Origin of the sequence: Alkalihalobacillus sp. NPDC127517 (assembly GCF_050276055.1) — a bacterium.
Classification (GTDB): Bacteria; Bacillota; Bacilli; order Bacillales; family Bacillaceae_D; genus Alkalicoccobacillus.
In genome coordinates this window covers 14279-37209 of the sequence record NZ_JBNNQX010000004.1, presented here as the reverse complement: position 1 = coordinate 37209, position 22931 = coordinate 14279, and the positions used below count along the sequence as shown (strand labels likewise).

20 protein-coding genes are annotated in these 22931 nt (G+C 41.0%); all 20 read left to right on the top strand.

The features are described from left to right. The first annotated feature begins 67 nt into the window (after positions 1 to 67). Positions 68 to 2002, top strand: coding sequence for a stage V sporulation protein D (locus ACQKKO_RS05910; protein ID WP_498645253.1), 1935 nt, complete (start codon positions 68 to 70; stop codon positions 2000 to 2002). A 93-nt stretch (positions 2003 to 2095) separates the two neighbouring features. After that, positions 2096 to 3559, top strand: coding sequence for a UDP-N-acetylmuramoyl-L-alanyl-D-glutamate--2,6-diaminopimelate ligase (locus ACQKKO_RS05905; protein ID WP_498645798.1), 1464 nt, complete (start codon positions 2096 to 2098; stop codon positions 3557 to 3559). Next, complete coding sequence (locus ACQKKO_RS05900; protein ID WP_498645251.1) at positions 3556 to 4944, top strand: UDP-N-acetylmuramoyl-tripeptide--D-alanyl-D-alanine ligase; 1389 nt, start codon at positions 3556 to 3558, stop codon at positions 4942 to 4944. Before ACQKKO_RS05905 ends, ACQKKO_RS05900 begins: the two co-directional genes overlap by 4 nt. Beyond that, positions 4941 to 5915 carry a phospho-N-acetylmuramoyl-pentapeptide-transferase gene (mraY, locus tag ACQKKO_RS05895; RefSeq protein ID WP_498645250.1) on the top strand — a complete coding sequence of 325 codons (975 nt, stop codon included), beginning with the start codon at positions 4941 to 4943 and terminating at the stop codon, positions 5913 to 5915. Before ACQKKO_RS05900 ends, mraY begins: the two co-directional genes overlap by 4 nt. Next, positions 5916 to 7271 carry a UDP-N-acetylmuramoyl-L-alanine--D-glutamate ligase gene (gene murD, locus ACQKKO_RS05890; RefSeq protein ID WP_498645248.1) on the top strand — a complete coding sequence of 452 codons (1356 nt, stop codon included), beginning with the start codon at positions 5916 to 5918 and terminating at the stop codon, positions 7269 to 7271. 116 nt (positions 7272 to 7387) lie between these two features. Next, on the top strand, positions 7388 to 8488 hold the full coding sequence (spoVE, locus tag ACQKKO_RS05885; protein WP_498645246.1) for a stage V sporulation protein E: 1101 nt from the start codon (positions 7388 to 7390) through the stop codon (positions 8486 to 8488). Between the two features lie 272 nt (positions 8489 to 8760). Then, positions 8761 to 9531, top strand: coding sequence for a cell division protein FtsQ/DivIB (locus ACQKKO_RS05880; protein ID WP_498645244.1), 771 nt, complete (start codon positions 8761 to 8763; stop codon positions 9529 to 9531). Between the two features lie 581 nt (positions 9532 to 10112). After that, positions 10113 to 11411: a cell division protein FtsA gene (gene ftsA / locus ACQKKO_RS05875; RefSeq protein ID WP_498645242.1), complete on the top strand. Its 1299-nt coding sequence runs from the start codon at positions 10113 to 10115 to the stop codon at positions 11409 to 11411. 41 nt (positions 11412 to 11452) lie between these two features. Next, positions 11453 to 12598: a cell division protein FtsZ gene (gene ftsZ, locus ACQKKO_RS05870; protein WP_498645241.1), complete on the top strand. Its 1146-nt coding sequence runs from the start codon at positions 11453 to 11455 to the stop codon at positions 12596 to 12598. A gap of 243 nt (positions 12599 to 12841) precedes the next feature. Next, positions 12842 to 13762 carry a sigma-E processing peptidase SpoIIGA gene (spoIIGA, locus tag ACQKKO_RS05865; RefSeq protein WP_498645239.1) on the top strand — a complete coding sequence of 307 codons (921 nt, stop codon included), beginning with the start codon at positions 12842 to 12844 and terminating at the stop codon, positions 13760 to 13762. A gap of 30 nt (positions 13763 to 13792) precedes the next feature. Then, complete coding sequence (sigE, locus tag ACQKKO_RS05860; RefSeq protein WP_203087320.1) at positions 13793 to 14506, top strand: RNA polymerase sporulation sigma factor SigE; 714 nt, start codon at positions 13793 to 13795, stop codon at positions 14504 to 14506. 155 nt (positions 14507 to 14661) lie between these two features. Next, positions 14662 to 15447 carry an RNA polymerase sporulation sigma factor SigG gene (sigG, locus tag ACQKKO_RS05855; RefSeq protein ID WP_203087319.1) on the top strand — a complete coding sequence of 262 codons (786 nt, stop codon included), beginning with the start codon at positions 14662 to 14664 and terminating at the stop codon, positions 15445 to 15447. A gap of 100 nt (positions 15448 to 15547) precedes the next feature. Further along, positions 15548 to 15853: a YlmC/YmxH family sporulation protein gene (locus ACQKKO_RS05850; RefSeq protein ID WP_498645236.1), complete on the top strand. Its 306-nt coding sequence runs from the start codon at positions 15548 to 15550 to the stop codon at positions 15851 to 15853. Positions 15854 to 15933: 80 nt separating this feature from the next. Beyond that, positions 15934 to 16758 (top strand): peptidoglycan editing factor PgeF, encoded by an 825-nt coding sequence (gene pgeF / locus ACQKKO_RS05845; RefSeq protein ID WP_498645234.1) that lies wholly within the window; start codon positions 15934 to 15936, stop codon positions 16756 to 16758. Positions 16759 to 16768: 10 nt separating this feature from the next. After that, positions 16769 to 17461: a YggS family pyridoxal phosphate-dependent enzyme gene (locus tag ACQKKO_RS05840; protein WP_498645233.1), complete on the top strand. Its 693-nt coding sequence runs from the start codon at positions 16769 to 16771 to the stop codon at positions 17459 to 17461. A gap of 16 nt (positions 17462 to 17477) precedes the next feature. Then, entirely contained in the window at positions 17478 to 17963 is a 486-nt protein-coding gene (locus ACQKKO_RS05835) for a cell division protein SepF (RefSeq protein ID WP_498645231.1), read from the top strand. Between the two features lie 24 nt (positions 17964 to 17987). Continuing rightward, positions 17988 to 18254 carry a YggT family protein gene (locus tag ACQKKO_RS05830; protein WP_498645229.1) on the top strand — a complete coding sequence of 89 codons (267 nt, stop codon included), beginning with the start codon at positions 17988 to 17990 and terminating at the stop codon, positions 18252 to 18254. Next, entirely contained in the window at positions 18251 to 19024 is a 774-nt protein-coding gene (locus tag ACQKKO_RS05825) for a YlmH family RNA-binding protein (RefSeq protein WP_498645227.1), read from the top strand. Before ACQKKO_RS05830 ends, ACQKKO_RS05825 begins: the two co-directional genes overlap by 4 nt. Positions 19025 to 19129: 105 nt before the next feature. Continuing rightward, positions 19130 to 19630: a DivIVA domain-containing protein gene (locus ACQKKO_RS05820; RefSeq protein ID WP_203087313.1), complete on the top strand. Its 501-nt coding sequence runs from the start codon at positions 19130 to 19132 to the stop codon at positions 19628 to 19630. A 333-nt stretch (positions 19631 to 19963) separates the two neighbouring features. Next, entirely contained in the window at positions 19964 to 22729 is a 2766-nt protein-coding gene (gene ileS / locus ACQKKO_RS05815; protein ID WP_498645225.1) for an isoleucine--tRNA ligase, read from the top strand. Positions 22730 to 22931 lie beyond the last annotated feature (202 nt).

Below are 22931 nucleotides of genomic sequence, written 5' to 3'. Positions count from 1 at the left end.
CTCTCTCCTTTTCATAAGCTGATACAAGCATGGGCTTGTCAGATGTTTAGAATCGGAGGGAGTATGTATGAGAGTATCTCAGACAACGGTGAGAAAAAGACTTATAGCGATATTAATTGTAGGACTAGCAGTCTTTCTAATCATTGCTGGTCGATTAGGATACGTTCAATTTGTAAAAGGGGAAGAGCTTACTCAGTTAGCGATGGACTCGTGGAGTCGTGTGATCCCTTTTGAACCGAAAAGAGGAGAAATCCGTGATCGAAATGATGAGGTGCTCGCAACGAATGTAAGTGCTCCTTCCGTTCTCGTGGTACCTAGGCAAATTGAAGACCCTGATCAAAGCGCAGAAAGTCTTGCGGCTATTCTTGATATGGATAAGAGTCGGCTACTCGAACAATTAACAAAATCTGAATCAAGAGTATGGATCAGACCTGAGGGTCAGAAAATAAGTAAAGAAAAAGCAAGTGAAATTCGTAACCTAAGACTACCAGGTGTATTTATTGCCGAAGATAGCAAAAGACATTACCCACATGGAAGCTATCTTTCTCATGTACTAGGTTTTGCAGGAATAGACAATCAAGGTTTAACAGGACTTGAATTATATTACGACGAAGAACTGAAGGGTCAGCAAGGACATGTATCTTTTTTCTCCACGGCTAAAAATAGTCGGATGCCAAACCTTGCTGATGAGTACGAAGCACCTATAAACGGATTGGATATGCGTTTAACGATTGATAGTCGGGTGCAAACGATTATGGAGCGAGAGCTTGATATCGCAGAGGCAACCTATAATCCTGATGGAGCTATGGCTATTGCAATGAATCCTAAAACGGGAGAGGTTCTCGGTATGAGCAGTCGTCCAGACTATAATCCAGAGAACTTCCAAGAGGTTTCGCCTGAAATATATAATCAAAATAAACCAGTCTGGATGCAATATGAGCCAGGATCAACCTTTAAAATTATTACGCTTGCGGCGGCATTAGAAGAGGGGAAAGTGGACCTAGAGCATGATCAGTTTTATGATCCTGGCTACATTGAAGTGTCAGGACATCGACTGCGCTGCTGGAAAAAAGGTGGCCACGGTCAACAAACGTTTTTAGAAGTCGTTCAAAATTCGTGTAACCCTGGTTTCGTTACACTTGGTGAAAGACTTGGAAAAGATAAGTTGTTTGATTACATTGAGGACTTTGGATTTGGTTCGAAGACGGGTATTGACCTGCAAGGAGAAGGAACGGGAATCCTATTTAATCGAGATCGTGTCGGACCACTCGAACAAGCTACCACTGCATTTGGTCAAGGGGTTGCTGTTACTCCGCTTCAACAAGTTACAGCTGTATCTGCGGCAGTAAATGGAGGGTATTTATATAAACCGTTTATTGGTAAGGAGTGGGTCGATCCTCTTACTGGAGAAGTGGTTAAGCAGCAATCTCCTTATATGAAACGACAAGTGATTTCAGAGGAAACCTCCAAAGAAGTCCGACATGCACTGGAAACCGTTGTCGCACTTGGAACCGGTAAAGGAGCATTTGTGGATGGATACCGTGTTGGGGGGAAAACAGGAACCGCTCAAAAAGCAAAAGACGGAAAATATCTTGAAAATAATCATATTGTCTCGTTTATTGGGTTTGCACCAGCAGATGATCCTGAAATCGTCGTCTACGTTGCAGTTGACAATCCGAAAGATACCCTGCAATTTGGAGGCATTGTAGCCGCACCAATTGTAGGTAATATCATTGGAGATAGTTTAGCTGCAATGGGGGTTGAAAAGAGAACGGAACAAATTGAGAAAAAAGTATCATGGAATGATGAACCGATTATGGAAGTCCCTGATTTAGTCGGGCGGACGAGACGAGAAATTCATGAAGGATACATGGATCTAAGACTAGATGCGTCAGGAGAAGGAGAAGTTGTGGTCACGCAAGCTCCTCTGCCTGGGAGTAAAGTAGCAGCAGGATCAACAGTTCGAATTTACATGGGTGACAAATCGGACGCAAACGACTAAAATATAGTTTGTATGTTTTCAGATAAGGGTAAACATGAATGTTTGACTGAAAAGAAAACAGCTTATTGCAGTGAATGAGAGGGACTTAAAATGATGACATTAGACGAACTGCTTAGACCGCTGCGTATAACAAGCGAACTAACGCCTGAGCAGAGACAAATTCAAATACAGCAAGTAGAGATGGACTCAAGAAATGTAACCCCAGGATCCCTTTTTATATGTATAAAAGGGTACACCGTTGATGGACACGATTTTGCCCAAAAAGCAATTGACCAAGGAGCCGCCGCAATCATTGCTGAGCGGTCTCTTGACGTCTCGGTGCCATTAATTCTAGTAGATGATGCTAAGCGTGCAATGGCGCGGATTGCCAGTCAATTCTATGATGAGCCCACAAAGAAGCTACGGCTTGTTGGGGTGACGGGAACCAACGGTAAGACTTCAACAACTCATATACTTGATCAAATGTTTCGTGATGCCAAGCAGCAAACTGGTTTAATTGGAACGATGTATACGAAGATTGGTGACGCAACATTTGATACGGCAAATACAACGCCAGAATCGCTTGTGTTGCAAAAGACATTTCATAACATGGTTCAAGCAAAAATTGATACAGCAGTAATGGAAGTGTCTTCTCATGCACTTCATCATGGAAGAGTCAGAGGGTGTGACTTTGATATTGCTGTGTTTACAAACTTAACGCCCGATCATCTTGATTATCATGAAACAATGGAAAAATACTTTTTTGCTAAAAGCTTGTTATTCTCTCAGTTAGGTAACACGTATGAAGGAAAAACAGCTGTCATCAACATTGATGATCTCTCAGGTGCCAGATTGGCTCAATTAACAACTGCAGATGTTATTACTTATGGAATTCGCAAAGCGAGTGATGTTAGAGCAAAAGATATTAAATCAACACCAGAAGGCACAAGCTTTACATTAGAAGCATTTGGAGAAAGAACAGAGGTTCGTTTTAAACTTATTGGCTTGTTTAGTGTGTATAATGCACTGGCAGCTGTGGCAGCAGGACTTGCTTCTGGCTTAAAGCTAGATCAAATTAAATATAGTCTTGAACGTGTTGAAGGAATTGCTGGACGCTTTGAGCCAGTTCAATGTGGTCAGCCATTTTCAGTTATTGTTGACTATGCACATACAGCTGATAGCTTAAAAAACGTATTAGATACAGTAGCTGACTTAACGAACGGTCAAGTAACGGTTGTTGTAGGTTGTGGTGGAGACCGAGATGCAAGCAAACGTCCAGTAATGGCTGAAATTGCTGTGAAGCAAGCGGACCGTGCCATTTTCACTTCCGATAATCCACGTTCAGAGGATCCTGAGCTGATTTTAAAGGATATGACTGAAGGGTTAGTATCTGATAACTTTGAAACGATTCTTGATCGTAAACAAGCCATTACGCGTGCCATCGAACAAGCCGAAGCTGGAGATGTCATTCTGATTGCTGGTAAAGGACACGAGACGTATCAGGATATTGCTGGTGTTAAGCACCATTTTGATGATCGAGAAGTGGCTGAAGAAGCGATAAGAGGATTATCATTATGAGTATTTCACACAGTTTAATTCAAGCCGTTAGCTTATCACTGCGAGTAACTAATAATGAAAATACTGTTTACACCAGTGTGTCTATTGATACGCGTACGTTGCAACAGAACGCATTATATGTGCCGATTAGTGGAGAACGGTTTGATGGTCACCAATTTATTGAGAGTGCGATTGAGCAAGGAGCGCAGGCTGCTATTTGGCAAAAGGATGAGCCAGTGCCTGTAAGCCTTCCAACTGACTTTCAACTCTATTTTGTAGAGGATACACTACTTGCTTTACAGAAGCTTGCAAAGCTTTACCGTAAAGAGGTTAACCCAAAAGTGATTGGTGTGACCGGAAGCAATGGAAAAACAACTGTAAAAGATATGCTCGCTTCGATTCTAAGCTTTGCAGGTCCCACATATAAAACACAGGGGAATTATAATAATCATATTGGTTTACCCTTAACGATTCTTGGTATGCCAGCTGATTGTCAGTATTTAATTTTAGAGATGGGTATGAGTGGGTACGGTGAAATCCACTTGTTAAGTACATTATCTGAGCCCGATGCTGCAGTCATTACAAATATCGGCGAATCTCATATGGAACAGCTTGGTTCACGAGAAGGGATTGCTAAAGCGAAAGCGGAAATTCGAGACGGCCTAGTAGCTGGGGGCACGCTCTACATAGATGGAGATGAACCATTACTGCAACTGCTTAAAGGCGAAGATGTTTGTACGGTTGGGTTTGACCAGCATAATCACAACCAGATTACAAACGTCTTAGTGGACTCAACTGGGTTTCAGTTCAAATTACATTCGGTAGGAGATTTTACACTACCTATGCTTGGTAAGCACAATGTGAAAAATGCAGCTTTAGCTGCCAGCCTGGCTAAAGGATTGGGTGTATCATTTGCACACATTCAAGCGGGATTAGAAGAGGTAAAGATAAGTGGAATGAGACTCGAGCGCCTGGTTGGTGATCATGGTGAATTAATCATTAATGATGCCTATAATGCAAGTCCTACATCAATGAAAGCGTCAATTGACGCATTAAAGGAATTAGATGGATTTACACATTATATTGCGGTACTCGGTGATATGTACGAGTTAGGGGCAAATGAAAAAGCATTACATGAACAAATCGCTGATTCAGTTGAAGCACCGATCACTCATCTCGTCACAGTAGGTGACAAAGCAGAATGGTTGTACGAAGCAACTAAAAAACAACAAAGGTCTGACACCATTAAATTGAATCACGCGCCGACGGTTCAAGAGGCTGCAACCTTAATTAAGCCATCCTTAAATGAACAAACAGTCATCTTGTTAAAAGCTTCAAGAGGGCTAAAGCTTGAAACAATTCTTAACTATTTAACAGAAAGCGGGAAGGGGGAGATGAATAAATGAATGAACAACTTCTGCTTCTAACGCTGATCATTTCATTTGGAGTAGCGGTCATTTTTTCGCCGATATTCATCCCATTTTTAAAACGATTAAAGTTTGGTCAAAGCATCCGTGAGGAGGGGCCAGAGTCTCACCAGAAGAAAAGCGGTACACCTACGATGGGGGGAATCGTTGTTGTTTTAGCGATTCTAGCTACCGTTCTAGGTGTGACAATTAGTACAAATCAATTAACACCAGAAATTATCTTATTACTTATTGTCACTGTCGGATACGGGTTAGTAGGGTTTGTTGATGACTACATCAAGGTAGTGAAAAAGCATAACCTTGGATTAACATCAAAACAAAAGCTAGTAGGGCAGCTCATTATCGCTGTAGTCTTTTATTTAGGTCTTATCCAGATTGGTTTTTCAACCGAAATAGCAATACCCGCTACAAATATTTCGTTTGATATTGGCTTTTTCTACTTGCCTTTAATCATTGTCATGCTTGTTGGAGCGTCAAATGCTGTTAACTTAACGGATGGACTCGATGGCTTACTTGCTGGAACAGGGGCCATTGCGTTTGGTGCCTTTGCTATTCTAGCTTGGAGTGCCGGCTTCCTTGATGTTTCATTATTTAGCGCAGCGGTAGTTGGAGCTGTTCTTGGTTTCTTAGTATTTAACGCACATCCCGCTAAGGTCTTTATGGGAGATACAGGCTCTTTAGCTCTAGGTGGAGCCATTACAGGAATTGCGATTCTCAGTAAGATGGAATTGATGCTCATATTGGTTGGTGGCGTATTTGTTATTGAAACACTATCCGTCATCATTCAAGTAATTTCCTTCAAAACAAGAGGGAAACGTGTGTTTAAAATGAGTCCATTACACCACCATTATGAATTATCAGGTTGGTCCGAATGGCGTGTTGTTGTAACGTTCTGGTTAGTGGGAATGGTCTTTGCCATTGCGGCTATCTATACAGGAGTGTGGTTATAGATGGTTCATACAGATCAATATCAAGGAAAACAAGTTCTCGTTATCGGTCTTGCTAAAAGCGGCTACGCAGCAGCCAGACTTTTGCATAAGCTTGGAGCCACTGTGGTTGTAAATGATGGAAAGTCAGTTGATGACAATCCGCAAGCTCAAGAGCTAATGGAGCAAGGGGTCGAAGTTATTTGTGGTTCGCACCCACTATCATTACTTGATCGTCCGTTGGATTTTATCATTAAAAACCCAGGGATCCCTTATTCAAATGAACTGCTTGTTGAAGCTGAGAAAAAGAACATATCCATTTTAACGGAAATTGAACTGGCATATCAGATTAGTGAAGCAGACATCGTTGCTATTACTGGATCAAACGGAAAAACAACAACGACTACACTTATTACTGAAATGCTTAAGAATAGCGGGCGAACACCTCAGATTGCTGGAAATATCGGAGTTGTTGCTTGTGAAGTAGCTGAACAAGCAACAATGGATGACATCATAGTGATGGAATTATCCAGCTTCCAGCTAATGGGAACAGATGAATTCCGTCCAACCATCTCTGTCCTACTGAATTTGTTTGATGCTCATCTTGATTATCACGGTTCAAAACATAACTATGTAGCTGCAAAAGCACGAATTCAGGCAAAGCAAGAAGAATCAGATTATCTGGTCTATAATGCTTCTGATGAACTTGTAAAAGACATTGCAGAAAAAAGTCATGCAACCAAAATTGGTTTCTCTACAACGGAGAAACTACCTAATGGTCTTGACGTCGTTGACGGGTTTGTACGTTATCGTTCAAAGCCAATCATTGCTACATCTGACATCATGCTTCCGGGAAAACATAATATTGAAAATATTTTAGCAGCCATTGGGGCGTCTATCCTTGCCGGAGCGACATTAACTCAAATCCAATTCGTCTTAAAAACATTTGGGGGAGTGGAGCACCGACTTCAATTTGTTAAAGAGCTAAATGGACGATTGGTTTATAATGATTCTAAGGCAACAAATATTCTTGCTACGTCAAAAGCTTTAGAAGCATTTGACAAACCGGTTATTTTACTTGCTGGAGGTCTTGACCGAGGGAATTCCTTTGACTCACTTATTCCTTCCTTGCAAGGAGTTAAGGCCGTTATCACATATGGTGAAACAAAAGACCGGATTGCTGAGACCGTTCGCAAAACAGATATTTCAACTCTTGAAATGGTCAGCACACTTGCCGAAGCGGTTGATGTGGCTTATCGTGAATCCAGTGAAGGTGATGTTCTTCTTCTTTCTCCTGCATGTGCAAGCTGGGATCAGTTTAAAACGTTTGAAGAACGTGGACATGCCTTTATTCATGCAATTAATGAATTACCGAATTAATCAATGCCTCTTGAGTTCTCTCAAGAGGCATTTTTGCATACAAAATGGACATGTTTCTACTCGTACAAGCATAAGTTGAGTAAAGAATAGACTTAAGTAAGTAATCGAGGTGTCTTATGAAACAATCAAGATCGGCTCCGGATTATATCATGTTGCTTACGACACTAACGTTACTGTGCATTGGTGTCATTATGGTATACAGTGCAAGTGCGGCATGGGCAGAATATCGGTTTGAAGACTCTTTCTTCTTTTTGAAGAGACAGCTCTTTTTTGCAGTAGTTGGAGTCACACTCATGATTTTCATTATGAGAGTAGAGTACTGGACATGGAGAACGTACGCAAAACTTATTTTACTTGTATGTTTTTTTCTGTTAATTCTCGTTCTCGTTCCAGGTGTAGGGCTTGTACGTGGAGGAGCAAGAAGCTGGCTTGGTGTGGGTGCATTTTCAATTCAACCTTCTGAATTTATGAAAATGGGAATGGCTATCTTTTTAGCCAGATACTTATCTGAAAATCAAAAGAAAATAGTCTCCTTCAAAAAAGGACTTGTCCCAAATCTCGCTCTTGTGATGAGTGCCTTTGCGTTGATTATGCTTCAACCAGACTTGGGTACAGGTGCGGTCATGGTTGGGACATGTGTAGTCATGATTTTTGTTTCTGGGGCACGAATCAGCCACTTTGTCTGGTTAGGCGTTGTAGGATTAGCTGGATTTGTTGGCTTAATCGCATCTGCTCCATATCGGATTCAACGTATTACGTCCTTTCTAGATCCATGGAGTGATCCACTTGGAAGTGGGTTTCAAATCATCCAATCTCTTTATGCCATTGGTCCAGGAGGTTTGATGGGTCTTGGCTTTGGTGACAGTCGTCAAAAATACTTTTACCTACCTGAACCACAAACTGATTTTATCTTTGCAATTTTGAGTGAAGAGCTTGGATTCATTGGAGGCTGCGTCATTCTGTTCCTTTTTGGTATCTTACTATGGCGTGGCGTACGGGCGGCTCTCGCTGCTCCTGACCTATACGGAAGTTTGCTAGCAGCAGGAATTGTTACAATGATCGCCATTCAAGTGATGATTAACATTGGTGTCGTGTCAGGGCTTATGCCAGTAACGGGAATTACGCTTCCTCTCTTAAGTTATGGAGGGTCATCTCTCACATTAATGCTTGTTTCAATTGGTATTCTTTTAAATATTAGTAGACATGCAAAATGGTAAAAAAAGAGAGTGGTGAGTGACACCGCTCTTTTTTGTTGTGAAAATAGACGGAATTCAGCATAAAAGCCCAATTTATCACAAGATCTCACACAGGTTTCGAGTGTATTGAAACCTGTGTTCATGCTAGAATAGAATGGCGCAACGATAATATTCTGCTTAAACTCTTAAATGTATGATATACATAACCGATATAAGAAGAATTGTATGCACTCGTCTACTTTTAATGGAATGAAACATGACATGATATTGGACATGTTAAGAAGGGAGTTAACATGAGCGACAAGAAAGTGATTTCAGTTAATGACCGCATCCCTTCGTTAAAGGAACAACGAAAACAGCGGGCGAACCGAAGACTCCTGTTATTCTTAGGGATCTTTTTTATTCTCTTAGTCTTAATGATTTATTTTCAATCACCACTAAGTCAGGTTAACACTATACAAGTAAAAGGAAACGTAGTGGCTGATCGTGATGAAATCATTGAAGCGAGTGATCTTTCTCCTGGTGATAGTATCTGGAATTTACATAAAACAGAAAGTGTTGAGAGGATTGAAGACCTTAAAGAAGTGTCGACAGCAGAGCTTTCAAGGAAACTTCCGAATACAGTAGAAATTACAATTACGGAGTATCCAAGAGTAGGGTATGTGAAACAAGTGGATGGATACCGACCAATGCTTGAGAGTGGTTCATTGCTTAATGCCCTTCCAGAAGAAGAGATTCCATCAGATGCTCCGGTCATTATCTCAGAGGATGAGAACGTTAAGCTTGAAAAACTAGCGGAAGAACTAGGGAAAACATCTGATCAGATTAAAGAACGAATATCTGAAATACTGTTTGTTCCGACTGAGGATGACCCTTTAGCTCTTCGTCTGTATATGAATGATGGATTAACCGTTCAAACATCCGTGAATAATTTCTCAGAGTGGATGTCTCCATACCCTTCTGTTGCAAAAGAAGTTGATCGCTCTAAACACGGAATCCTTCACATGAAAATGAGTCCTTATTTCGAGGACTTAAATTATGAAGAAGAAGAGATCGAGGAATAGGGGATTGCTAACCACGACTAAGGTAGGTGGATTTAAGATTTTCAGATGACAGTCATAGGGAAAACATCCTCACTGTACATGGAGTCCTCTGGGCATTCTGAAGCATTTTTGACTTATGTAATAAATGCCAAACAAATGATAAGTGGACGGGTTCTACCTCGATTGGCTTCATACGGGTCTTGAGACGCGGTCAATTTCTATTTAAACGATCCTATTAAAAAAATAATGGACGTTTTCCGCGAATTGACGGTAGGTTACGCTTTTCTAGTAAACAAACTTGGTGTAGACTTGTACTAGACGGACTGACGCTTATGATGATCAGTCTACTATGATCAACATGATCGTTTCCAAATTAAACTAGAATTTGAAATGAAGAAGCAAATGGGATTAGAGGTTTGGATATCAATTAATTAAAATGAATAAACAGGAACTCACCTATTATGTGTTGAATGTATACATATTCATCTTAGTAAAGGGAAGACATTTTACTGTTTAAACGCTTTTAAATTGATAAACTGGCAATAACCTTCTCATTCTATATGAAACTAGCTTGTGATTAAATGATAAGGAGGTGCCGCAGAATGAACACCACAGAAACATATGTCAGTTTAGACATCGGTACATCAAGTGTCCGAGTGATCATTGGAGAAGTTACAAACAAAACGATTAACGTTCTTGGTGTCGGGACAGCGGAATCGGAAGGGATTAAAAAAGGGGCAATCGTTGATATAGACGAAACTGTTCAATCAATCCAACGAGCCGTTGATCAAGCCGAGCGAATGGTAGGTTTGCAAATTAAGCAAGTAGTGGTTGGAATAAATGGAAACCATGTGCAACTTCAACCTTGTCATGGGGTTGTTGCGGTCTCCAGTCCCGATCGAGAAATTGGTACTGAAGATATTGGAAGAGTCATTGATGCTGCTCAGGTCGTTTCGATCCCTCCTGAACGTGAAATTATTGATGTCATTCCAAAACAATTTATTGTTGATGGCTTAGATGAAATTACAGATCCAAGAGGGATGATTGGCGTTCGCCTTGAAATGGAAGGAACAATCATCACAGGGTCAAAAACGGTATTACATAACTTACTGCGCTGTGTAGAACGTGCAGGACTAGATATAGCAGACATTTGCCTGCAATCACTCGCTTCTGGGTCAATTGCTGTCTCAAAAGACGAAAAAAGCTTAGGCGTATGTATCATTGATATCGGAGGAGGTTCTTCGACGGTTTCAGTGTTTGAACAAGGAGCACTTCAGGCTGTTTCGGTTCTTCCAATCGGTGGGGATCACCTAACCAACGATATAGCTGTTGGATTAAGGGTTTCTACAGAAGATGCAGAGAAAATTAAGAAAAAACACGGTATGGCATTTGTTGACGAAGCGAATGCTGAAGAGCAATTTACATTCACAACGATTGGCTCTAATGAAAAACAAACGATGTCTCAAGAAGAATTAGCTCACATTATTGAACCACGGATGGAAGAAATCTTTGAGCTACTCTTTAAAGAGCTTGTTCGTTTAGGATTCCGTGATTTCCCTGGTGGCTTTGTCTTAACTGGTGGTACTGTGATGCTGCCAGGTGTGTTAGAATTAGCAAAAGACCTGCTTAGAGGAAATGTACGAATTGCGATTCCGGATTATATCGGAGTAAGAGAACCGCGCTTTACAACAAGTGTAGGACTTATTCAATTCGCAAGCAGAAATGTAAAGTTACAGGGGCGCGAAATTGCAGCTTCAGTTACAGATCTTGAAGACAATTCAAGACAAAGTCGGAATCAACAAAAACAACAACCTCATGAACCAATTGAACAAGAATACGAAGAAAAAAGTCAAAACAAAAAATCGAAAATGAAAGACTTATTCAAGTCATTTTTTGAGTAACTAATACAAGCAGGCAGACAGGCGATTAGGGGGATTTTAACATGTTGGAATTCGAAACGGATATGGAACAACTGGCACAGATTAAAGTTATCGGAGTTGGCGGTGGTGGAAGTAACGCCGTAAACCGTATGATTGAAAATGGACTTCAAGGTGTAGAGTTTATTGCAGTGAATACTGATGCACAAGCACTTCATCTATCAAAAGCAGAATCGAAATATCAGCTCGGAGGCAAGCTTACTCGTGGACTTGGAGCTGGAGCGAATCCGGAAATCGGAAAAAAGGCAGCTGAAGAAAGTCGTGAGCAAATTGAAGAAGTTCTTCAAGGCGCAGACATGGTCTTTATTACTGCTGGTATGGGAGGCGGAACTGGAACAGGTGCTGCCCCGGTTATTGCTGAAGTAGCAAAAGAGATCGGTGCCCTAACAGTTGGTGTGGTTACTCGTCCATTCACATTTGAAGGACGTAAACGTTCCAATCAAGCTGCAAACGGGATTGCTGCATTAAAAGAAAAAGTAGATACACTTATCGTTATTCCTAATGATCGTTTACTTGAGATGGTTGATAAGAATACACCTATGCTTGAAGCGTTCCGTGAAGCAGACAATGTATTACGTCAAGGTGTACAAGGTATCTCTGACCTCATTGCAACACCAGGTTTAATTAACCTTGACTTCGCCGATGTGAAAACGATTATGAGTGATAAAGGCTCTGCGCTAATGGGTATCGGGATTGCAACGGGTGAAAACCGTGCAACGGAAGCCGCGAAAAAGGCCATTTCATCTCCATTACTTGAAACATCTGTTGATGGGGCACAGGGTGTCTTAATGAACATTACTGGTGGTAACAACCTAAGTCTCTATGAAGTACATGAAGCTGCTGAAATCGTTTCTGCCGCTTCAGATGCTGAAGTAAACATGATCTTTGGTTCTGTTATTAATGAGAACTTAAAAGATGAGATTGTTATTACGATTATTGCAACTGGCTTTGATGATAACGAAAATGCAAAACAACAGTCGTCAGCTCGTCCAGCAAAACCATCTCTACAAAAAGAGGAGCCTGCTAAGCAGCAAAATGAACAAAGGTATCAACAGCGTTCACAACCTCAACAGGAAGCACCAACAACGGATCACTCAGATACTTTGGATATCCCAACGTTCCTGCGTAACCGTCGTAATCGCAATAACTAATAATCGAATAAAATATGATTTAACCGGGTGAATCTATGAATGGATTCATTCGGTTTTTTCTAGTTGTATCGTTAAAAGTATGATCCTTCGATTACGTACTTCAAATGATTTCCCCAACCATTTTCCGCGTGACAGAATCCTTTAAAACTTCCTAAAATAACCGCTCTTTTCTCGCCATGAACTGACAGACATTAAATGATTGAAAAGTTATACTGAGAGACATTCAGAAGGAGTTTGATGCCCATGACGTTGTATTTGGATGTGATTTGGGTACTAAACTATCTGATTGACTATTTACTACTCCTACTTACTGCACTTGTTCTAAAACGACGCCATTCCAAAATCAGATTTACATTCGGTGCATTTGTTGCGTCCTTGATTGTCTTTCTTATGTTTACGCCAATTGGAGATTGGTTTTACCACCCTGTGACAAAACTCGTATATTCTGCACTCATTATATTCGTTGCTTTTGGGTATAGACGCTTTACGTATTATATCCAGGGCTTACTCATGTTTTATTTTGTCACATTTATGACGGGTGGTGCATTGTTTGCTCTCCATTTCTTTTGGCAATCAGAGCTTCCAATCACCTCAGAGGGACTGCTTCCTCATGCGTCAATTGGAAGCCCAATCAGCTGGATGTTGGTTGTATTTGGATTTCCACTCGTGTGGTATTTTTCGAAACATCGATTTGAAACCATTGAGGCGAAGTCGTTTAACCTGCATCAGCTTGCTGAGGTTGAAGTCGTTTTAGGTGAACATATCTTTCATCTAAAAGGGTTAATCGATAGTGGGAATCAGTTAAGTGATCCGATCACAAGGGCACCGGTCATGATTATGGAGGCAAAACAGCTAGAAGAGGTTTTTGGACAAGATGTAGTAAGAGCGATTATACAGCTAGAGACAGATGAGTCATCAGGTACAAAGAGACATTGGTTGTTCGATCGATTACGAATTGTTCCTTTTCGTGCAGTAGGTCAGGCGAATCCATATTTACCAGCTATCAAACCAGACCATGTTACCGTCATTCATCAAAATCAAGTATTCAAAACATCTCAGGTCCTAATAGGTGTGCAAGCAATCGACCTTTCTCCTGAAGGTGCATATCAAGCCATTCTTCATCCAAAGCAAGTATTAGGCGCTCCAAGTGAACAGTTAGCCTAGTACTCCATTTAAAAATCTAAGGAGGTCACAATGATAAAACTCAAGCTAACGCTCGTTTGGTATCGTGTGCTGCAACGGTTGGGCATGAAGGCTGATGAAATCTATTACATAGGGGGAAGCGAGGCATTACCCCCGCCGCTTTCTAAAGAAGAGGAAGCAGAATTATTAATGAAGCTTCCAAGTGGAGATGAGGCTGTAAGGGCTGTTTTAATCGAACGGAATTTACGTTTGGTTGTTTATATTGCTCGCAAATTCGAGAACACAGGTATTAATATTGAGGATTTGATCAGTATAGGAACGATTGGTCTTATTAAAGCAGTTAATACATTTAACCCAGAAAAGAAAATCAAGCTAGCTACCTATGCTTCTCGCTGCATTGAAAATGAAATTCTTATGTACCTACGACGGAACAACAAAACACGTTCAGAGGTTTCGTTTGACGAACCCTTGAACATTGATTGGGATGGCAATGAGCTATTGCTATCGGATGTGCTTGGTACGGAAGAAGACATCATTACAAAAGGAATTGAAGAAAAGGTCGATCGGAAGCTGTTGAAAAAAGCACTGCATACGTTAAATGCGCGTGAAAAACAGATCATGGAGCTTCGTTTTGGTCTTGCTGGATTTGAGGAAAAAACGCAAAAAGAAGTGGCTGACATGCTAGGAATTTCTCAATCATACATCTCCAGGCTTGAAAAACGAATCATAAAAAGATTGCAAAAAGAATTCAACAAAATGGTCTAAAATAGCTTAGAAATAATTTCAAATAAATTTAAACTAGGGCGAGTAAGAGTGATTCGATCTTGCACCTTTTAGGCACATGAGTAAGTGCATATTTTTACCTCCAAAGGAGATACTTTACCTAGACATCATCTCCCAAAGCAATGGAGGGTAAGAATTTGACACGACATAAAGTAGAAATATGCGGTGTAGACACATCTACGCTACCGGTACTTAAGAATAATGAAATGAGAGAATTGTTTAGACAGCTTCAAGATGGTTATTTGCCAGCTCGCGAAGAACTGGTAAACGGAAACTTAAGACTTGTTCTAAGTGTCATTCAGCGCTTTAACAATCGTGGTGAGTTCGTTGACGATTTATTCCAGGTTGGCTGTATCGGTCTAATGAAATCGATTGATAACTTTGATTTAGGTCAGAATGTAAAGTTCTCAACCTATGCAGTCCCAATGATTATCGGAGAAATTCGTCGTTATCTTAGAGATAACAATCCGATCCGCGTGTCGCGTTCCTTACGTGATATCGCTTACAAGGCCTTGCAGGTCCGTGATCATCTAATGGCTGAAAAAAAGCGAGAGCACGAACCAACTGTACAGGAAATTGCAAAAGTACTTGATGTCCCGAAAGAAGATGTGGTCTTCGCACTGGATGCGATTCAGGATCCAGTTTCATTATTTGAACCGATCTATAATGACGGGGGAGATCCGATCTTTGTGATGGATCAAATCAGTGACGAACGAAATAAAGATGTAAAATGGGTAGAGGATATCGCCTTAAAAGAAGCAATGATTCGTTTAAATGATCGCGAAAAATTAATTTTAAATATGCGGTTTTTCCAAGGTAAAACACAAATGGAAGTAGCCGATGAAATTGGAATCTCTCAAGCTCAAGTGTCGAGGCTAGAAAAAGCAGCTATTAATCAGATGAACAAATATGTACAAAGTTAAAAAAGCGGGTCTTAGTGTGAGAATTAATTCTCTATCTAGGGCCCTTTTTTTCATGAACGCTTTATGTCATTCATATACATGAATGAAGGAGTGATCAACTATGATGAAAATTTCGGACTTGCAGGCAAAAGATATTGTGAACCTTGAAACAGGAAAACGGCTTGGGCATTTAACGGATCTCGACTTAAACTTAGAGACTGGACAGATTGAAGCCATGATTATAAGTAGTTCAGGTAAGATGATGGGGTTCTTTGGGAAGGATGAAGAAGTCGTTATTCCTTGGACAAATATCATTAAAATTGGTTCTGATGTCATCTTAGTGAAAACACCAAAACCGTTTTCCCCTGATCTCCCTTCGTCATCGTTCGCACCAAAGCCGTTTATACGAACCGATAAGAGGGAATAAAGTCGTTTAATGACTAGGACACATGTGGTACACTAGACGCATAAAGCTACTCATGTGAAGGATGAAGGGAAGAATTCACATTGAAAACTGAAACAATATTTAAGCAAACGTCACAGTCGTTTTTAGAGGCAACTTGTTTTACGCAGCAGTATCCAGGTTTGACGGCTGGATTTACGACGCGTCATGGTGGTTTTAGCCAGACACCATATACTTCTTTGAACTTAGGACTTCATGTGACAGATTCTGATAAGGATGTTATAGCCAATCGGCAGAAGCTTGCTGATGAACTTGATTACCCACTTGCGTCATGGGTGGTAGGCGATCAAATTCACGATTCTGCCATTAAGAAAGTAACAAAAGAACATCAAGGCTCAGGTACTGAATCCCTACAAACGGCCATTTCTGCAACGGATGGACTTTATACAACTGACACTGACCTTTTGTTAACGAGCTTATATGCTGATTGTGTGCCACTATTCTTTATGGCACCGAACCATCATACGATTGGTCTTGCTCATGCAGGGTGGAAGGGTACAGTTGGACAAATCGGTCCTGCAATGATTTCTAGGTGGCAACACGATGAGGGAATTCATTCTCGTGACATCCATGTATTGATTGGCCCAGCTATAAGCGGAGAGGCGTATGAAGTAAATGATGTTGTGATTGAAGCAGTAAACAAATGTTTAGACCAACACGAAGAACGTCCATATATCACTCAAGCTAACGGCAAGTTTTTGCTTGATTTAAAAAAACTTAATAAACAATTGCTTGTTCGTTCGGGTGTGCCCAAAGAGCAAATCTATGTGTCTTCTATTTGTACAGCCAGTGATGAACGAATGTTTTCACACCGAGCAGACAATGGTCAAACAGGTCGAATGATGAGTGTAATTGGACAGCGTAAATAGAGGTGAGAGCATGAACATAAAAGAAAACCTAGATACGATCGGGCTGCATATAAAAGAAGCTTGCTCTCGTACGAATCGTCAAGCTGATGACGTACATGTCATTGCGGTAACAAAATATGTAAGTGATGAAACTACAAGAAAAGCAATTAAAGCAGGGGTAGAACATATCGGTGAAAACCGAGCAGAAGCCGGACTATTGAAAAAGAAAGCTATTAATGAACAAGCGACCTGGCACTTTATTGGATCATTACAATCTCGTAAAGTAAAACAAGTGATTCATGAATTTGATTATTTTCATTCCCTTGATCGGGTGTCTCTTGCTAAGGAATTTCAAAAGCAAGCAGAAGATGGTCAGACGATTAACTGCTTTGTACAAGTAAATGTTTCAGGGGAGGAATCAAAGGCTGGTGTTCACCCTGATGAACTTCTCTCCTTTATTAACCAATTAGAAGCATTTCCAGCGGTTCGTGTCTTAGGACTAATGACGATGGCACCTTATACAGAGCGTCCAGAGGAAACAAGACCTGTTTTTAGTGGGTTACGTAAGCTAAGGGATGAAGTCATGTCACTTCACCTGCCCCACGCACCTTGTACGCAATTATCCATGGGCATGTCAAATGATTATGTTGTAGCGATTGAAGAAGGAGCAACGTTCATTCGAATCGGTACCGCTCTTGTTGGAAATGAAGCAACTTCAAATTAAGTAAGGAGGGGTTAGCTTGAGCTTTAAATCTAAGTTTAGGAATTATTTCAGTTTGGACGAGCATGTAGAGGAATACGAACAAGTGGTTGAGGACAATACTGGTGAAGATAGAGAGCAGACTCGTCAAAGCCAGCAAACTCCATTCCAACAATCTCGTCAAATGCAACAACAAAAAGCCCCACAGACAGTAGAGAAACAGCAAAATGTTGTTAGTTTGCAAAGTGCACAAAAAAGCTCGAAAATGGTATTAATGGAGCCACGTACAGATGAAGAAGCACAACAAATTGCCGATCATTTGAAAAACCGAAGAGCTGTTATCATTAATATGCAACGTTTACCTGAGGGACAGGCGCGACATATGGTACACTTTCTAAGTGGAACGGTATATGCCATTGGAGGAGATATTCATAAACTTGGACCGAATATCTTCTTGTGTACACCGGACAATGTAGAAATTTCAGGGAATATCACTGAAATGCAATTAAGAGAGTATGATCGATAGACAGAATGGAGGACACATCACAGAATGGACATGTTAATAAATCTTGTTCAAAATGCAATAACCCTTTATACACTTCTTATTTTTGCTTGGGTTCTAATGTCGTGGTTCCCAAATGCTAGAGAGTCTAGCATTGGAAAAATGATTGGACGGCTTGTTGAACCGTATATTGATATCTTCAGACAATTTGTTCCACAAATCGGAATGATTGATTTATCACCACTTGTCGCTTTACTAGTGATTCGTTTCGCTGGAAATGGACTAATCTACTTGTTGGAGAGCTTGCTTCTATGAGTCTTTACGACCATTTTAGACCGGAGGAACGGCCTTTTATCGACCAAGTTCTAACGTGGAAGGAAAATGCAGACATTCGTTATCAGGACAAAATGACGGATTTTCTTGATCCTCGCCAGCAAGACATCGTTCAATCCTTAATTGGGGAGCAAGACGATGTTCAGGTTAGAATTTGGGGAGGGGCTGAAGGCTTAGAACGAGCTAGAGCTTACATTCATCCGGTTTATTTACATATGGATCAGGCTGATTGGCCAGTCACTTTACTAACTGCAACATATCCAGCAAAGTTTATCCAGTTAACTCACAGGGATTTGCTTGGCGCTCTGATGAATTCCGGTCTGAAGCGAGAAAAGTTTGGAGATATGACCGTAGAAGATGGGAGTATTCAACTACTTGTCGCCGCGGAGTCAGCTGATTTCATCCGAATGAACGTCACACAAATTGGCAGAGCGTCGATTGAATTTCAAGAGGGCTCTGTCTCAGCTTATCATGTCCCAGATGAAAAGTGGATTGACTCTACCGGAACAGTCAGTTCTCTCCGTCTTGATGCGATGCTATCGCAAATCTACCGGATTGCAAGATCTAAAGCATCAGAGGCGATTGATAAGGGACTAGTTAAAGTGAACTGGAAAAAGATAGAGCAAACCTCTTTTGTGCTGGAGCAGGGGGATCATATATCTGTTCGTGGTCTTGGCCGCAGTAAGCTTGTTGAAATTGAAGGTACGACAAAAAAAGAAAAAATTCGAGTTCGTTGGGCGAAAAAAGGCTGACAGGCCGAACATACATAAGGTAGAATGTAAGAGGTATTATATTTTACTGGAACAGGTAGGCATGATCTGCCAAACAAAACGCAAATTGACGGAGGTGGCAATGATATGCCTTTAACCCCATTAGACATTCATAACAAGGAATTTACTCGTGCCTTTCGTGGCTACGATGAAGATGAAGTCAATGAATTTCTTGATCAGGTCATTAAGGATTACGAGGCTGTTCTAAGAGAAAAGAAAGATCTTTTTGAACAGGTGGCAAATTTAGAAGAGAAGCTTGATCACTTCAATAATATTGAAGAGACACTGAACAAATCGATTCTTGTTGCTCAAGAGGCAGCAGAAGAACTTCGCCGTAATGCTCAGAAGGAATCACAATTAATTGTGAAGGAAGCTGAGAAGAATGCCAACCGCATTGTAAACGATGCGTTAACAAAGTCTCGTAAAGTAATGATGGAGATGGAAGAGCTTAAGAAACAAGCCTCTGTTTACAAAATGCGATTTAAAATGCTAATTGAAGCACAGCTTGAAATGCTACAAACCGATGATTGGGATTCATTTGATGAAGAACAAACAACGGACGAGCATGTTTTTGAGGAAAAAGTTTAACTAAGCAATGGAGCTTGCGTTTGACTCGTGCTTCGCTTATAATAATCCATACTAAAACTATATGAAGTTAAGACAAAGAATGGAACCGTTACATGAAATACTCATCACAAGCGAATCGGGGATGGTGCGAGCCCGAGATGAAATTCATGTATGTATCACCCGTTCGTTTTGTACCGAACCCAACTGGTAGTAGGCTACAACGTGTTATTCGCGTTACGAATACTAAAGTAGAGGCAAGTGTCTCTAAATTAGGGTGGTACCGCGGGAAAACCTCTCGTCCCTTACTGGGATGAGAGGTTTTTTCTGTTTTTTAGAAGAAGAAGGAGGATATGAATGGATTACAAAGACACACTACTCATGCCAAAAACGGAATTTCCGATGCGAGGCAACCTGCCAAATCGCGAACCTAAGCAACAGCAAATTTGGGATGATATGAACATTTATGAGAAGGTTCAAAAAAGAGGGGAAGGCAAACCACTTTTTGTACTACATGATGGACCTCCATACGCGAACGGTGACATTCATATTGGACACGCGCTAAATAAAATCATTAAGGACTTTATTGTTCGATATAAATCAATGACAGGTTTTCAAGCACCGTATGTTCCTGGTTGGGACACACATGGGTTACCTATTGAAACAGCTCTAACAAAAAATAAAAAGATTAAACGTAAAGAAATGACAACTGCTGAATTCCGTGCTCTTTGCGAAAAATATGCGAGAGAGCAAGTTGACACGCAGCGTGAGCAATTTATGCGACTTGGTGTACGTGGAGACTGGTGGAATCCTTACATTACTCTTGACCGTGAGTATGAAGCGGAGCAAATTAAAGTATTTGGCGAAATGGCGAAAAAAGGGTTGATCTACAAAGGTAAAAAGCCAGTGTATTGGTCTCCAACTTCTGAGTCAGCACTTGCTGAGGCTGAAATTGAATATCATGATAAGCGTTCTGCTTCGATCTACGTTGCGTTTGCTGTAAAAGATGGCAAAGACGTTTTAGCTGGGGATGAGAAATTTGTGATCTGGACAACTACTCCTTGGACGCTTCCGGCTAACCTTGGAATTAGCGTGCACCCGGATCTTGAATACAGTATCGTTCAAACGGGAGATAACAAATTTATTGTTGCGAGCGGTTTGCTTGAAACGCTTGTTGAAGAACTAGGCTGGGAAAATCATTCCGTTGTAAAAACAGTCAAAGGTTCAGAGCTTGAATACGTAACAGCGCAGCACCCATTTTATGATCGTGAATCACTTGTCATGTGCGGAGAGCATGTAACCGTTGATGCTGGTACTGGTTGTGTTCACACGGCACCAGGTCACGGGGAAGATGACTTTATTGTCTCGCGTAAGTACGGTCTAGATGTGTTATGCCCCGTGGATGACAAAGGGGTCATGACAGATGAAGCACCTGGTTTTGAAGGATTGTTCTATGATGCAGCTAATAAGCCAATCACTGAGAAGCTTGAAAGTGTAGGAGCTCTTCTAAAACTTACCTTCTTCACGCATTCGTATCCACATGATTGGAGAACAAAGAAACCAGTTATTTTCCGTGCAACGGCACAATGGTTTGCTTCGATTGATCGAATCCGTGATGATTTACTTCAAGCGATTAAAGATACAACGTGGATGCCTGCGTGGGGTGAAAACCGCCTTCACAATATGGTACGTGATCGTGGAGATTGGTGTATCTCTAGACAACGTGTATGGGGTGTTCCAATCCCAGTTCTGTATGCTGAGAACGGTGAAGTGATTTTAACCGATGAAACGATCGGTCATATTTCTAAGCTATTCGCAGAGCATGGCTCAAACATCTGGTTTGAATGGGATGCAAAAGATCTTCTTCCAGAAGGCTTTACATCTGAGCATAGTCCGAATGGTGAGTTCACAAAAGAAACAGATATCATGGATGTTTGGTTCGATTCAGGTTCGTCACATCAGGCTGTATTACATGCAAGAAGTGAACTTGACCGTCCGGCTGACTTATACATGGAAGGTTCTGACCAATATCGTGGTTGGTTTAACTCTTCTTTATCTACAGCTGTTGCTGTTACAGGAAAAGCACCGTACAAAGGTGTGTTAAGCCACGGTTTCACAATGGACGGCGAAGGTCGTAAGATGAGTAAGTCGATTGGAAACACGATTGCACCAATTAAAGTAATGAATCAGCTTGGAGCAGATATCCTTCGTCTTTGGGTATCATCCGTTGACTATCAAGCAGATCACCGTGTATCTGATAAAATTTTAAAACAAGTGTCTGAAGTGTATCGTAAAATTCGTAACACGTTCCGTTTCCTACTTGGAAACTTACATGACTTTGACCCAGCTTCAAATCGCGTTGCATACAGTGAGATGAGCGAAGTCCACCGCTTTATGGTTGTGAAGCTAAATACGTTAATTGATGATGTGAAAAAAGCGTATGAGAACTACCAATTCTCAACCGTTTATAATCTCATCCACAATTTCTGTACAGTTGAACTAAGTTCTTTCTACATGGATATCTCAAAAGATACCTTGTACATTGAACATGCAGATCATCCAGAGCGTCGTGCGTTCCAAACAGTCATGTATGATGTTCTTGTGACACTTGTGAAGCTATCTGCCCCAATCTTGGCACATACTGCTGACGAAGTATGGGAGCACATTCCAGGCGTTACAGAGGAAAGTGTACAGCTAACAGATATGCCTGATTCAGAAACCTTTGCAGAAAGCGAAGCTCTAGTGGAAAAATGGACAACATTTATGGCTTTACGCGATGATGTTTTAAAAGCACTAGAAGAAGCACGTAACGCTAAAGTGATTGGAAAATCATTGCAATCAGCACTTACGCTTTATGCAGATGATGCAACACGCGAATGTCTTGAATCCGCTGGTAATCTGGAGAAGCTATTCATCGTTTCAAAGGTAACCATTGCAGGTAACTTAGCGGCTGCACCAGAAGAAGCAGCAAGATTTGAGGATTTAGCGGTTCTCGTTGAAAAAGCAGAAGGTGAAGTTTGTGCCCGCTCTTGGGTTGTTTCACCAGAAGTAGGGAAGGATCCTGAATATCCAGATCTAACCCCATACAATGCTGAAATTGTTCGTAAATATTACGCAAAATAAGCAAATAAGAAGTCCCCCTGTCTATTTTAGACAGGGGATTTTTTGTTAAGTGCGAGAATTTTGAGGGAGATGTGGTGAATCAACAAAGAGGGGTTGGAATCATCAAAGAGAGGGCGAAATCAACAAAGAGCACTGAAATCCATAGCGACTCCATCTTTTCATCATTTGACTGTCATGAAAAACTCTCCTTTTGGTCATTCTA